General features: G+C 66.0%; 13 protein-coding genes. All 13 read left to right on the plus strand.

Annotated features, from left to right (window positions below; genetic code table 11):
• Positions 1–23: 23 nt before the first annotated feature.
• The 13 genes from argS to VB672_RS08505 all read left to right on the plus strand — a co-directional run bounded on the left by argS (position 24) and on the right by VB672_RS08505 (position 12,978).
• Complete coding sequence (gene argS / locus VB672_RS08445) at positions 24–1,784, plus strand: arginine--tRNA ligase (RefSeq protein WP_329783745.1); 1,761 nt, start codon at positions 24–26, stop codon at positions 1,782–1,784.
• Positions 1,785–1,891: 107 nt separating this feature from the next.
• Positions 1,892–3,319, plus strand: a complete 1,428-nt coding sequence (locus VB672_RS08450; RefSeq protein ID WP_329783746.1) for an SPOR domain-containing protein — start codon at positions 1,892–1,894, stop codon at positions 3,317–3,319.
• A gap of 73 nt (positions 3,320–3,392) precedes the next feature.
• Positions 3,393–4,412: a beta-N-acetylhexosaminidase gene (gene nagZ / locus VB672_RS08455; protein ID WP_329783747.1), complete on the plus strand. Its 1,020-nt coding sequence runs from the start codon at positions 3,393–3,395 to the stop codon at positions 4,410–4,412.
• A gap of 41 nt (positions 4,413–4,453) precedes the next feature.
• The gene (locus VB672_RS08460; protein ID WP_329783748.1) at positions 4,454–5,254 is read left to right on the plus strand and encodes a segregation and condensation protein A; all 801 of its coding nucleotides are present in this window, start codon (positions 4,454–4,456) and stop codon (positions 5,252–5,254) included.
• Position 5,255: 1 nt separating this feature from the next.
• Entirely contained in the window at positions 5,256–5,975 is a 720-nt protein-coding gene (scpB, locus tag VB672_RS08465; RefSeq protein WP_442931952.1) for an SMC-Scp complex subunit ScpB, read from the plus strand.
• A complete protein-coding gene (locus VB672_RS08470) occupies positions 5,972–7,096 on the plus strand; it encodes an ABC transporter ATP-binding protein (RefSeq protein ID WP_329783749.1) in 1,125 nt (374 codons plus the stop codon). Before scpB ends, VB672_RS08470 begins: the two co-directional genes overlap by 4 nt.
• Positions 7,097–7,153: 57 nt before the next feature.
• Positions 7,154–7,396 (plus strand): twin-arginine translocase TatA/TatE family subunit, encoded by a 243-nt coding sequence (locus tag VB672_RS08475; RefSeq protein ID WP_329783750.1) that lies wholly within the window; start codon positions 7,154–7,156, stop codon positions 7,394–7,396.
• 74 nt (positions 7,397–7,470) lie between these two features.
• On the plus strand, positions 7,471–8,058 hold the full coding sequence (gene tatB, locus VB672_RS08480) for a Sec-independent protein translocase protein TatB (RefSeq protein ID WP_329783751.1): 588 nt from the start codon (positions 7,471–7,473) through the stop codon (positions 8,056–8,058).
• Positions 8,055–8,858 carry a twin-arginine translocase subunit TatC gene (tatC, locus tag VB672_RS08485; RefSeq protein WP_329783752.1) on the plus strand — a complete coding sequence of 268 codons (804 nt, stop codon included), beginning with the start codon at positions 8,055–8,057 and terminating at the stop codon, positions 8,856–8,858. Before tatB ends, tatC begins: the two co-directional genes overlap by 4 nt.
• Positions 8,859–8,959: 101 nt before the next feature.
• Complete coding sequence (serS, locus tag VB672_RS08490; RefSeq protein ID WP_329783753.1) at positions 8,960–10,321, plus strand: serine--tRNA ligase; 1,362 nt, start codon at positions 8,960–8,962, stop codon at positions 10,319–10,321.
• Between the two features lie 3 nt (positions 10,322–10,324).
• On the plus strand, positions 10,325–11,086 hold the full coding sequence (gene surE, locus VB672_RS08495; protein WP_329783754.1) for a 5'/3'-nucleotidase SurE: 762 nt from the start codon (positions 10,325–10,327) through the stop codon (positions 11,084–11,086).
• Between the two features lie 28 nt (positions 11,087–11,114).
• Entirely contained in the window at positions 11,115–11,786 is a 672-nt protein-coding gene (locus tag VB672_RS08500; RefSeq protein WP_329783755.1) for a protein-L-isoaspartate O-methyltransferase family protein, read from the plus strand.
• A gap of 151 nt (positions 11,787–11,937) precedes the next feature.
• A complete protein-coding gene (locus VB672_RS08505; RefSeq protein WP_329783756.1) occupies positions 11,938–12,978 on the plus strand; it encodes a peptidoglycan DD-metalloendopeptidase family protein in 1,041 nt (346 codons plus the stop codon).
• Positions 12,979–12,999 lie beyond the last annotated feature (21 nt).

Here is a 12,999-nt window from a genome sequence, read left to right on the forward strand (position 1 = left end):
AGGCCCTTCAGAGACAAAGAACCATGAACATTTTCGGGCTGTTTGAGAAGCGGGTTGCGGATGCGCTTGGCCGGTTGGCCGAGGCAGGAAAAATCCCGTCGGGGCTGGACGTCAGCCGCGTCGTGGTCGAACCGCCGCGTGATCCCTCGCATGGCGATCTCGCCACCAATGCCGCCATGGTGCTGGCCAAGGAGGCGCGCATGAACCCGCGCGCCCTGGCCGAGCTGCTCGTCGCCGACCTTCAGGAGGATCCGCGCGTCACCAAGGTCGAGATCGCCGGCCCGGGCTTCATCAATATCCGGCTCTCGCCGTCGGTCCTCCACGAGGTTCTGCGCGGGGCCCTCATCGACGGCAGCGGTTTCGGCCGGAGCGGGCAGGGGGCGGGTTCGCCGATCAATGTCGAGTATGTCTCGGCCAATCCGACCGGCCCGATGCATGTGGGCCATTGCCGGGGAGCGGTCTTCGGAGACGCCCTGGCGGGCCTCCTGGATTTCGCCGGCTACAAGGTCACCCGGGAATACTACATCAACGACGCCGGTGCGCAGGTCGATGTTCTCGCCCGTTCGGCCTTTCTTCGCTACAAGGAGGCCCTGGGCCAGGAGATCGGCGAGATTCCGGAGGGGCTCTATCCGGGCGACTACCTGAAGCCCGTCGGCGAGCGTCTGGCGAAGGAATACGGCCATATCCTGCTCGATAAGCCGGATGCCGAGTGGCTTCCGCTCGTCCGGGATGTTTCGATCGCCGCCATGATGGATATGATCCGGAGCGACCTCGCGGTCCTCAACATCCACCACGACGTGTTCTTCTCCGAGCGGTCTCTCCAGGAGGGCAATGGGGGAGAGGTCGCGAAGATGATCGCCGAGCTGAAAGCCCGCGATCTGGTCTATATGGGCCGCCTTCCGCCGCCCAAGGGCCAGAAGGACGAGGATTGGGAGGACCGGGAGCAACTCTTGTTCCGCGCCACCGCGTTCGGCGACGAGGTGGATCGTCCGCTGCTGAAGTCCGACGGCTCCTACACCTATTTCGCCTCCGACATCGCCTATCACCGCTCCAAGTACGAGCGCGGCTTCGCGTCCATGATCGACGTGTGGGGCGCCGATCACGGCGGCTACGTGAAGCGCATGCAGGCGGCCGTGAAGGCGGTCACGGACGGCAAGGGCGATCTCGACGTGAAGCTCTGCCAGCTCGTGAAGCTCCTGCGGGGCGGCGAGCCGGTGAAGATGTCCAAGCGCTCGGGCGATTTCGTGACCCTGCGCGAGGTGGTCGACGAGGTCGGCCGGGACGCAGCCCGCTTCATGATGATCTTCCGCAAGAACGACGCTCCCCTGGATTTCGACCTTGCCAAGGTGGTCGAGCAGTCCAAGGACAATCCGGTCTTTTACGTCCAATATGCCCACGCCCGCTGCGCCTCCGTGCTTCGGCAGGCGGCGGAGGCGTTCCCCGGCGCCGATTTCTCGGCGGCACAGCTTGGGAAGGCCGACCTCTCGATTCTGAGTGACGAAGCGGAAATGGACATCATCCACCGGATCGCTCAGTTCCCCAGGACGATCGAGGCTGCGGCCGAAGCACATGAGCCTCACCGGGTCGCGTTTTACCTTTACGACCTGGCGAGCGCCTTCCATAGTTTATGGAATAAGGGCAAAGACTTGCCGCAATTACGCTTTGTTAATCTAACTGATAAAGATTCAACACAGGCGAGACTCGCTCTCGTGCATGCCCTGAAAGGTGTGCTCGCATCTGGTCTCGCAATCCTGGGCGTCACGGCACCTGACGAAATGCGATAGTGTTTCTTGAGGCGAATCAATCGCTTACGAAGCATTCGCGTCGGGTTCTGTCACGTCGTGCCGGCGGAGCAGCAGGTGCTCTTGTCGCGTAACTGGAGATCCGGCGCATGAGCGAATCAGTGAAGCCCCGTTTTGCCGTCGACCTCAGCGAGATCGAACGGCAACTCGCCCAGGCGGGCACCCCGCAATCTCAGCCGGCCTCCGTCGGGCGGAGCGATCCGCTTGCGGAATTGGCCCGGATCGTAGGGCAAGACGATCCATTTCAAGCGATTTTGGCCAATGACGGTTCCCCGCGTCCGCGGCAACAGAGCTCTTCCATCGACGATCTATTCGCCGTCCGCGACACCATGCCGCAAGCGGCGCGGGCGACGCCGGCTCGTGCTTCGCAGGCGGATCATATCGCTCCGTCCTTCGATCATGGCTCCTACCCTCAGAGCCGTGCTCCTGAGGCTGCTTATGCCCATCAGGCTGGTTCGCAGGATCAGGATGGCTATGGCAACGAGGCCTATGCCCAGGACTACTACGCCGATCAGGCCGGGCAGTATGCCGATCAGGACTACGACCAGTCCCAGGATTATGCGCCGGCCGAGAAGGGTCGCTCCCGCAAGGGCGTGATCGCGATCGCGGCCGTCGTGGGCGCTGTCGTGCTGGGTGGCGGCGGAGCCTATCTGGCTTCCGGCTCCTCGGCGGTCACGGGCGGCGAGCCCCCCCTGGTGAAGGCGAGCGCCGAGCCGACGAAGGTGCAGCCGCAGAACCCGGGCGGGGTCGAGATCCCGAACCAGAACAAGCAGATCTACGAGCGCGCCAATCAGAACGGAGCGACCAAGGTCGTCAACCGCGAGGAGCAGCCGGTCGACGTGCAACAGGCCGTGCGCCTGAACGGCAGCGCCGTGGCCGACGCGACCGGCGGCACCATTCCCGGCGGAGCGGTCAAGCCGCAGCAGACCGCCAGCCTGAACCTCGGCGAGCCGAAGAAGGTCCGCACCGTCACGATCCGTCCCGACGGGACGGTGGCGGGATCCGAGCCGCCGGCCGCGCAGCCTGCGGCGCCCGCGGCCATGACCCTGCCGCCCCAGGCACAGGCCGCTCCGGCAGCCCGTCCGACGCCTGTCCCCGTTCAGGTGGCATCGGCACAGCCCAAGCCGGCAGCCAGCACCCCTGTGGCCGCTCCGGCAACTCCCGCGCCGACTCCCAAGCCGGTCGCGGCGCCCGCCACGCCCGCCAGCACGCCGGCTCCCCAGCAGGTCGCTTCGGTTCAGCCGATTGCCCCAGCTGCCGCGGACACGACGGCAGTGGGCGGATTCTCGGTCCAGCTCGGCCTGGCGAATTCGGAGGCTGCGGCACAGACCTCCTTCGCGTCCTTCCAGCGCAAGTATTCCGACCTCGCGGGCATGCCGGCTCTCATCCGGAAGGCCGAGGTGAACGGCAGCACCATCTATCGCGTCCGGGTCGGACCTCTGTCCAAGGAGGAAGCCTCCTCCCTCTGCTCCAAGCTGCAGGGCCAAGGCGGCCAGTGTTTCGTCGCCAAGAACTAAGACGGCTTGAACCAAGTCAGCTTGGCGGCTGAGATTTCTTGACCCTGCCGAGCAGGGGACGTAAGGCGCGGGTATGAAAACCCGCGCCTTTATTGCTGGATGCTCCGGCACTGAGCTCACCCCCGACGAGGTCGCCTTCTTCAAGGAGGCCGATCCCTGGGGCTTCATTCTGTTCCGACGCAACGTGGATAGCCCGGAGCAGGTGAGGGCCCTGTGTGCCTCCTTGAGAGACGCCGTGGGGCGGGCGGATGCCCCGATCCTGATCGATCAAGAGGGCGGCCGGGTTCAGCGCATGGGGCCGCCGCATTGGCCGAAATACCCCTCAGGCAGCACCTATGGCCGTCTTCATGCCAACGATCCGCTGGTTCAGCGCGAGATCACCCGGCTCGGGGCGCGGCTGATCGCCCACGATCTCCGCTCCGTCGGGATCACGGTCGATTGCCTGCCGGTCCTGGATGTGCCCTCGCCGGGCGCTCACGACATCATCGGCGACCGGGCGTATGGCCAGACCCCGAGCCGGGTGGCCGTCCTGGGCCGGGCGGCCGCCGAGGGTCTTTTGGCCGGCGGCGTGCTGCCGGTGGTCAAGCACATGCCTGGCCATGGCAGGGCCGGCGCCGACAGCCATCTGGCGCTCCCCGTTGTCGAGGCCTCCCGCGAGGAGCTGGAACGGCATGATTTCGCCCCGTTCCGCATGCTCACCGACATGCCGCTCGCGATGACGGCGCATGTGGTTTATACGGCCCTGGATCCGGAGCACCCGGCCACGACCTCCCGCGTCGTCATGGAGGAAATCGTCCGTGGCCATATCGGCTACGACGGGCTCGTGATGACCGACGACCTGTCCATGCATGCTCTTTCGGGTTCATTCCGGGACCGGACCGAGGCCGCCTTCGCGGCCGGCTGCGACATGGCCCTGCATTGCAACGGCAACATGGAGGAGATGAGCGCTGTCGCCGAGGCTGCGCCCATCCTGAGCGGCGAAGGCCTGCGACGCGCTAACGCTGCGTTAGCCCGCATCACCCATGATCCGGAGCCTTTGGATCCTGTGGATGCCCGGGCCAGGCTCGATTCCGCGCTTGCGATGATCGCCTAAAGCTTATGAAGCTTCGAACTCCTATGAGTTGAGCACCATCCATGGCAAACCCCTTACCCTTCGAGGATGTCGAACGCACGGAGCGGGCCGAGAGCGAGCCCGCGCTGCTCGTCGACGTGGACGGGTTCGAAGGGCCGCTCGACCTGCTGCTGGAGCTTGCCCGGCGCCAGAAGGTGGACCTCCACCGCATTTCGATCCTGGCGCTCGCCGAGCAGTACATCGCCTTCATCGAGGCGGCACGCCGCATGCGCCTGGAACTGGCGGCGGATTACCTGGTGATGGCGGCCTGGCTCGCCTACCTCAAGTCGCGCCTCCTGCTGCCCGAGCCGCCGAAAGGCGAGGAGCCGAGCGCCGAGGATCTCGCTTCGGCCCTGGCCCTGCGCCTGCGCCGCCTGGAGGCGATCCGCGAGGCGGCCAGGAAGATGGGCGAGCGGGCCTGGCTCGGCCGCGACGTCTTCGCCCGCGGGGCGCCGGAGCCTGTGATCATCAACCGCGACTCCCGGTACGAGGCAAGCCTCTACGATCTTCTCAAGGCCTATGCCCAGCAGCGGCAGATCCGGTTCAACGCCAGGGTGTCCCTTCACAAGCGGACCGTCTGGTCATTGGTCGACGCGCGCGAGGCGCTCGAACGGCTGGTGGGCCATCTGAGCGACTGGGTGACCCTCGACACCTATCTGATGGATTACATGGTCGAGCCTGCCATGCGCTCGACCGTTCTGGCCTCGGCCCTGTCCGCCACCCTGGAAATGGTGCGGGAGGGCAAGCTCACGATCCGGCAGGACGAGGCCTTCGCTCCGGTCTGGGTCAAGCCCGTGGCGGATCCGGCCGAGGCAGGAGTTTAAGATGCTGCCCGACATGCAGGACGATCAGGTCGAAACGCCCGACGCCGAAGAGGCTGAAGTCAGTCATGTTCCCGATCACGGCGAGGCCATGCGGATCGCCGAGGCGCTGCTGTTCGCCGCCGCTGCGCCTTTGAGCGCGGAAGAGCTGAGCGGTCGTCTGCCGGAAGGGGCGGACGTGGAGAAGATCCTCCAGGATCTCGCCGAATTCTATGCGCTTCGTGGGGTCAACCTCGTCCGGGTCGCCGGGAAATGGACCTTCCGCACGGCCAGCGACCTCTCCTTCGTGCTCGCCCGCGACGTAGTCGAGCAGCGCAAGCTCTCCCGCGCCGCCATGGAAACGCTCGCGATCATCGCCTATCACCAGCCGGTGACCCGCGCCGAGATCGAGGAAATCCGCGGCGTCGCCACCTCCAAGGGCACGATCGACACCCTCCTGGAGACGGGCTGGATCCGCCTGCGCGGACGCAGGAAGGCCCCCGGCCGTCCGGTCACCTACGGCACGACGCCGGGCTTCCTGGAGCATTTCGGCCTCGACGCCATCGAGGACCTGCCGGGCCTGGAGGAACTCAAGGGTGCGGGCTTCATCGACGGACGCGTTCCCTCCGATTTCTCGGTGCCGGCGCCCTCCGATGCGGATGCCCTGCGCGAGGACGAGGATCCCCTCGAAGACGATCTTCTCCAGCCCCTGGACATGCACCAGACCGAGGTGGGCGAGGAATGACCGCGGGACCCGCCGGGTCTGCCCGCGATCGGATTCGACTGCCCCGGTGGGGCCAGCGCGGCACGGCTGGCGCCTCGATCCCGGCTCGGCTCACCTTCGAGGATATCGTCCAGGCCTATGGCAGCCAGCGCGCCCTGGACGGCGTTTCGCTGACCATCGAGCCGGGAGAGATCATCTGCCTGCTGGGGCATTCCGGCTGCGGGAAGACCACTCTGCTCCGCATTGCCGCAGGCGTCGAGGCGCCGACCTCCGGCCGGGTGCTCATGGACGGCCTGGAGGTCAGCGGGCCCAAGGCCTTCATGGAGCCGGAACGGCGGGGCATCGGGCTGATGTTCCAGGATTATGCCCTGTTCCCGCACATGACGATCCTGCAGAACATCATGTTCGGCCTGAAGGATCTTTCGGCCTCGGAAGCCGGGATCGCCGCCCGCCGAGCCCTGTCCCGGGTCGGCCTCGAGCATTACGCCAGCGAGTATCCCCATACCCTCTCAGGGGGCGAGCAGCAGCGCGTGGCGCTGGCCCGCTCCATCGCGCCGCGCCCCGGCGTCCTGCTCATGGACGAGCCGTTCTCCAACCTCGACCGGCGCATGCGGGATGCCATCCGGGACGAGACCGTCGCAATCCTGAGAGAGACCGGCGCCACGACCATCGTCGTGACGCACGATCCGGAGGAGGCGATGCGGATCGCCGACCGGATCGTGCTCATGCGCGCCGGCACGATCATCCAGGAGGGCGAGGCCGAGGCGATCTATCGACACCCGGCCAACCTGTTCGCAGCCCGCTTCTTCTGCGACTTCAACGAACTCGAAGGCGTGGTGCGCAACGGCCAGGTTTCCTGCCCGGTCGGCGTCTTCCCGGCACCGCATCTTGAGGACGGTCCGGCCATCGTCTGCGTGCGGCCGCAGGGGCTGAAGCTCAAGCCGGCAGGGTTCTGCCTGCCCGGACGTGTGGTGTCTCGTCGCTTCCTCGGCGAGGTCGATCTCGTGCACATTGACGTGCAGGGGGTGGACCGCCCTCTCCAGGCCCGCGTTCACGATCCCGCTGGCGTGACAGAGGGACAGGATGTAGGCATCGAGATCGATACGAAGGATGTCCTTGTTTTCGCCGCCTCCGACGCATAGGTTGGCGACGAGTTCATATTGAGGAACCGCGCCTTGTCCGGCGCAGGAGGAATTGCCATGGGTGGCACGAGTATTTGGCACTGGATCGTCGTGGGTCTGATCGTCGTCCTGCTGTTCGGACGCGGGAAGATCTCCGACATGATGGGCGATGTCGCGAAGGGCATCAAAGCCTTCAAGAAGGGCATGTCCGAGGACGAGACCGCGGCAAAGCCGGTGCAGCCGACCGAGCCGGTCCGGACGATCGACCATCAGAACGGTACGACCACGACCACCGTGACCACGGATCACAAGGTCGGCTAAGCTTCGTGCGCCGCCGCCTGTGAGCGGCGTGTCAGTACGCGTGAGTACCCAAGGGGCAGGTTCGAGGCCACGTCATGTTGGACATGAGCTGGGGTGAGATCATGGTGATCGGCGCCGTCGCGCTGATCGTGATCGGCCCGAAGGATCTGCCGAAGGCTCTGCGGACGGTCGGGCAGGTGACCGGGAAGCTTCGCCGCATGGCGGCGGAGTTCCAGGGCCAGTTCAACGAGGCCATCCGCGAGGCGGAGCTCGACGAGGTCAAGAAGCAGCTCCAGGGCGTGAACGATTCCGTCACCTCGGTCGGCAGTGCGAATTTCAACCCGATCCAGACGATCAGGGACGAGCTGAAGACCTCGATCGAGGCGCCCGTATCGACAACCGGGAACGCCTCTGAGGCGGAAGCCGGCCAGCAACCCGCTCCGTTGGAGACTGCCGAGGCACCCTCCAATGAGACATCGGACGCCTCGATCCAGGCCGTCGTTGAGGGGCGGGCCCCGGATCCCACCGACCCGCTCATCGACCTTCCGCCGCCGCCGACCGTCGATCCCGCCCAGGAGATCGCCGAGTCGCTGCGCCGTGAGGCCGAGTACGAGGCCCAACAGGCGGCTCTTGCCCAACATCTTTCCGAACAGCCAGAGAAAGCGGACGCGAAAGCCGGATGACCACCGCCGTTGACGAGGATGAGGTCGAGGCATCGCGCGCGCCTCTGATCGAGCATCTGACCGAGTTGCGCTCGCGCCTGATCAAGGCGCTGGTCGCGTTCGTGGTGATGTTCTTCGCCTGCTTCGCGGCCGCGAAGTACATCTACAACGCGCTGGTCTGGCCTTACGTCCTGGCTGTCGGCTCGGCCGAGAAGGCGCACCTCGTCTACACCCACGGCCTGGAATATCTGTTCACGCAAATTCAGGTGGCGGCCTTCGGCGCCGGTTTCCTGGCCTTCCCGGTCATCGCCATGCAGGTCTACAAGTTCGTGGCGCCGGGCCTCTACAAGAACGAGCGCCGGGCCTTCGTGCCGTACCTGGTCGCAACACCGGTTCTCTTCGCCGTCGGCGCAGCCTGCGTCTACTTCATCGCCATGCCGCTCCTCATGCGCTTCTCCGTGGGCATGCAGCAGCTGGCGACGGAGAGCGGTCCCACCATCGAGTTCCTGCCCAAGGTCAGCGAGTACCTGTCGCTGATCATGACGCTGATCTTCGCCTTCGGCATCTGCTTCCAGCTGCCCGTCATCCTGACCCTGCTCGCCCGGGCCGGGATCATCGACTCGCAGTTCCTCAAGGACAAGCGCCGCTATGCCATCGTCATCGTCTTCGTGATCGCGGCGGTTCTCACCCCGCCGGACGTGATCAGCCAGTTCGCCCTTGCGATCCCCACCTTGCTTCTTTACGAGGCATCCATCTTCTCCGTCATCATGGTCGAGAAGAAGCGTGCGGAAGCCGAGGCCGCGCGCGCGGCAGAGGGGTAGGGCTCACAAGGTCTCCACATCGGCCGCCATCCTCGGCAAGAGATGAAGGGGCGGTCTTGTTCTGATGGGCAGGGCCGCCTGACGAAGCAGGTCCTGAATCCATGCACGACATCCGTTCCATCCGCGAGAATCCCGCGGCTTTCGACCAAGGCCTCCGGAACCGGGGCATGGAGCCCTTGTCCGCGCAGCTGATCGCCCTCGACGATCGGCGCAAGAGCGCCGTCTCGGCCCTGCAGGCCGCCACCGAGCGCCGCAACGCCCTATCCAAGGAGATCGGCCAGGCCAAGGCGAAGAAGGACGAGGCCAGGGCCCAGGAACTGATGGCCGAAGTGGCCCGGATCAAGGAGACGATGCCGGAGCTGGAGGAGGCCGAGCGCGCCGCCGAGAAGGCCCTGCTCGAAGCCCTTGCCGCCATCCCCAACATCCCGAAGGAGGATGTGCCGATTGGCGCCGACGAGCACGGCAACGTGGAGCGCCACCGCTTCGGCACGCCGCCGACGCTCAACAGCGCCAAGCAGCATTTCGAGATCGGCGAGGCCCTCGGCCTGATGGATTTCGAAACGGCCGCGAAGCTCTCCGGCTCGCGCTTCGTCGTGCTCAAGGGCGGCTTGGCTCGCCTGGAGCGCGCGCTCGGTCAATTCATGATCGACCTTCACACCACCGAGCACGGCTACACGGAAGTGAACCCGCCGCTGCTGGTGCGGGACGATGCCATGTTCGGCACCGCGCAACTGCCGAAGTTCGAGGACGATCAGTTCTGGGCTTTCCCCGGCAATGCGCTCGAGCAGGTCGTGCAGGCTGCCCTCGCAGGACAGCCGGGCGACGCCATCGGCAAGCTGATCAAGGACACCCGCTACGGCATGATCCCGACCGCCGAGGTGACGCTCACCAACCTCGTGCGCGAGCAGATCCTGTCCGAGGAGGAGCTTCCGCTGCGTTTCACGGCTCTCACCCCGAGCTTCCGCGCCGAGGCGGGCTCTGCCGGGCGCGATACGCGCGGCATGATCCGCCAGCACCAGTTCGTGAAATGCGAGCTCGTCTCGATCACGACGCCCGAGACATCGGCCGACGAGCACGAGCGCATGCTCACGAGCGCCGAGAACGTGCTGAAGAAGCTGGAGCTGCCGTTCCGCACCATGACGCTGTGCACCGGCGACATGGGCTTTTCCTCGACTAAAACTTACGACATCGAGGTCTGGCTGCCGGGACAGGGAATGTATCGTGAAATTTCCAGCTGCTCGGTCTGCTCGGATTTCCAGGCTCGTCGCATGAATGCACGCTACCGCGCGGCCGGCGAGAAGCAGCCGCGTTTCGTGCACACGCTCAACGGCTCCGGCCTCGCCGTCGGCCGCACGCTCGTGGCCGTTCTGGAGAACTACCAGAACGAGGACGGCAGCGTCACGATCCCATCCGTGCTCCAGCCCTATATGGGCGGCATGACCCGCATCGAGCGTCAGGCGTAGAATATGCGCATTCTCTGCACCAACGACGACGGCATCTATGCTCCGGGGTTGAAGACCCTGGAAGCCATCGCCCGCAACCTGTCGGACGATGTCTGGGTCGTCGCGCCCGAGACCGACCAGAGCGGCGTCGCCCATTCCTTGTCCCTCAACGATCCGTTGCGCCTGCGCGAAATCTCCGAGCGCCATTTTGCCGTGAAGGGAACGCCCACCGACTGCGTGATCATGGGCGTGCGCCACCTCATGCAGAACGCCAAGCCCGACCTCGTTCTCTCCGGCGTCAACCGGGGGCAGAACGTGGCGGAGGACGTAACCTATTCCGGCACGGTGGCAGGAGCCATCGAGGGCACGATCCTGGGCATTCCCTCCATCGCGCTCTCCCAGGCTTACGGCCCGGGCACGCGCAATGCTCCGCGCTGGCATTGCGCCGAGCATCACGGCCCGAAGGTCGTGCGCAGGATTCTTGAGGCCGGCATCGACAAGGGCATCCTCGTCAACGTGAACTTTCCGGATTGCGAGCCGGAGGAGGTCGAGGGTACCGCTCTCGCCAATCAGGGCCAGCGCACGCAGGAACTCCTGCGCCTCGACGAGCGTCGGGACGGGCGCGGCAATCCTTACTTCTGGATCGCCTTCGAGCGACGCCCCTTCACGCCCGGCAACGGCACCGATCTCTGGGCCATCGCCAACCGGCGCATTGCCGTCACGCCGCTGCGCATCGACATGACCGACGAGCCGACGCTGACGCGGTATGCGCAGGCCTTCGGATGAAGAGGGTGCAGGCGCGATGAACCAGGACATGCCTTTCCTAGCCGAAGCGGAAGCCCGCGACGAGCAGGAGGCGATCGGGGCTGCGTCCTTCATTCTGTCCCTTCGGGCCAAGGGCATCCGCGACACGGCGCTTCTGCGCGCCATGGAGCTGGTGCCACGCGAGGTGTTCGCGCCGCGCCGCTTCACCGACCTCGCCCGGACCGATGTCGCCCTGCCGCTTCCCTGCGGCCAGACCATGACGGGACCCATCACGGTCGCGGCCATGCTCCTGGCGCTCGGTGTCCAACCAGGGCAGCGCATTCTGGAGGTCGGCACCGGCAGCGGCTACGTCACGGCGCTGCTGGCGAGGCTCGGCGCCGAGGTGACCAGCGTCGAGCGATTCAACACACTGGCCGAGAGCGCGGCGCAGCATCTCAAGATCGTGGAGGCCGGCAAGGTCCGGTTGGAGGTGGGCGACGGATTGGCTGCGCGGGTGCGCGACCGCTTCGACCGCATTCTGCTCAACGGGGCTCGTCCCGAGATACCACAAACCCTCACGTCTCTCCTCGCGCCAGATAGTCGTCTGGTGGGAGCGATCACGATCGAGGGCGTTCCGCATCTCGTGCGGGCCGAGCGCAATGCAGAGGGGGAGCTGATGCAAACGACCGGTCAGCCCTTGCGCATTTCGCCCCTCGTTACCGGCATTGCGGCGACTCTCTGACCGACGGAAAAATATTTTCGGACAAGGTTACGGCAAACCGCGCAACGTCAACCGTTACTTAACCTGAACAGGCTTTTAATGGCTCCATCGAGTTGCGTTCGGTTGGGGTTGAGTGATGCGGTTGCGTGTGTGTTCTGGGCATTGGATTGCGGTGTCGCGGATCGCCTTGGTGGGGCTGATCGGCAGTGCGGCGGCAGCCTGCAGTACCGATAGCGCGCGGTTCGCAGAGAACCCGTTCTCCAATCCCTTCGCGGCCAGCGAGCGCATGGACACGAGCGCGTCCCCTGCGCCTCAGCCGTCGCCATCCTACGCTGCCGCCCCGATGCCGACGCCGTCGGTCCAGGCTCAGGCGCTGCCGCCCGTGCAGTCCCAGCCCCTGTCGCAGCCCACCCGCATTGCCGCCGCTCCCGCTCCGATCCAGCCGCGTCCCATGCCGGTTGCGCAATCGGTCCCGGCCCAGCCCGCCAGCCAGCCCAAGTTTCGCCTCGTGGATACCTCCAAGGTGCCCGCCACCACCACGCCGGTTGCCGCTGCCGAGCCGACGAAGCGCGTGCGTCCCGGCATGACGGCCCAGGCTCCGGTCGCCCCGGCTCCCGCCAAGTCCGCCCCGATGCAGGTTGCCTCTGCAACGGACGAGCCGCTCGTCTCAGCGCCGAAGCCCCTGGTATCGGCTCCGAAGCCCGTCGTCGAGCAGCCCAAGGTGGCTGCCCTGACCCAGCCTGAGCCTGTGAGGCCCGCCGCTGCCGTTCAGCCGACCGCCCCGGCGCCGCAGCCGGAGGCCGCGAAGGCCCCCGTGCCGGAGCCCGAGCAGACTGCCAGCGTGTCCGGCGACTTCCGCTGGCCGGCCCGCGGTCGCGTCATCGCCGGCTTTGGTGCCAACGGCGGCAACGAGGGCATCAACATCGCCGTTCCCGAGGGCACCCCGGTCAAGGCGGCCGAGGCCGGCACCGTGACCTATGCGGGCAGCGAGGTGAAGGGCTACGGCAATCTCGTCCTGATCAAGCACGAGAACGGCTTCGTCTCGGCCTATGCCCATAACGGTTCGCTCAACGTGAAGCGTGGCGAGCAGGTGAAGCGCGGTCAGGTGATCGCGACCTCGGGCCAGACCGGCAACGTGACCTCGCCGCAGCTCCACTTCGAGATCCGCAAGGGCGCGACCCCAGTCGATCCGCTCAAGCATCTCGGCGGCTGATCCAGCCAACAGTTTAGGTCG

This window comes from Microvirga sp. CF3016 (assembly GCF_036314085.1).
Lineage (GTDB): Bacteria > Pseudomonadota > Alphaproteobacteria > Rhizobiales > Beijerinckiaceae > Microvirga.

Bases quoted from the DNA above. Each gene is read 5' to 3' on its own strand.
- argS (WP_329783745.1), top strand. From the start codon at position 24: ATGAACATTTTCGGGCTGTTTGAGAAGCGGGTTGCGGATGCGCTTGGC.
- VB672_RS08450 (WP_329783746.1), top strand. From the start codon at position 1,892: ATGAGCGAATCAGTGAAGCCCCGTTTTGCCGTCGACCTCAGCGAGATC.
- nagZ (WP_329783747.1), top strand. From the start codon at position 3,393: ATGAAAACCCGCGCCTTTATTGCTGGATGCTCCGGCACTGAGCTCACC.
- VB672_RS08460 (WP_329783748.1), top strand. From the start codon at position 4,454: ATGGCAAACCCCTTACCCTTCGAGGATGTCGAACGCACGGAGCGGGCC.
- scpB (WP_442931952.1), top strand. From the start codon at position 5,256: ATGCTGCCCGACATGCAGGACGATCAGGTCGAAACGCCCGACGCCGAA.
- VB672_RS08470 (WP_329783749.1), top strand. From the start codon at position 5,972: ATGACCGCGGGACCCGCCGGGTCTGCCCGCGATCGGATTCGACTGCCC.
- VB672_RS08475 (WP_329783750.1), top strand. From the start codon at position 7,154: ATGGGTGGCACGAGTATTTGGCACTGGATCGTCGTGGGTCTGATCGTC.
- tatB (WP_329783751.1), top strand. From the start codon at position 7,471: ATGTTGGACATGAGCTGGGGTGAGATCATGGTGATCGGCGCCGTCGCG.
- tatC (WP_329783752.1), top strand. From the start codon at position 8,055: ATGACCACCGCCGTTGACGAGGATGAGGTCGAGGCATCGCGCGCGCCT.
- serS (WP_329783753.1), top strand. From the start codon at position 8,960: ATGCACGACATCCGTTCCATCCGCGAGAATCCCGCGGCTTTCGACCAA.
- surE (WP_329783754.1), top strand. From the start codon at position 10,325: ATGCGCATTCTCTGCACCAACGACGACGGCATCTATGCTCCGGGGTTG.
- VB672_RS08500 (WP_329783755.1), top strand. From the start codon at position 11,115: ATGCCTTTCCTAGCCGAAGCGGAAGCCCGCGACGAGCAGGAGGCGATC.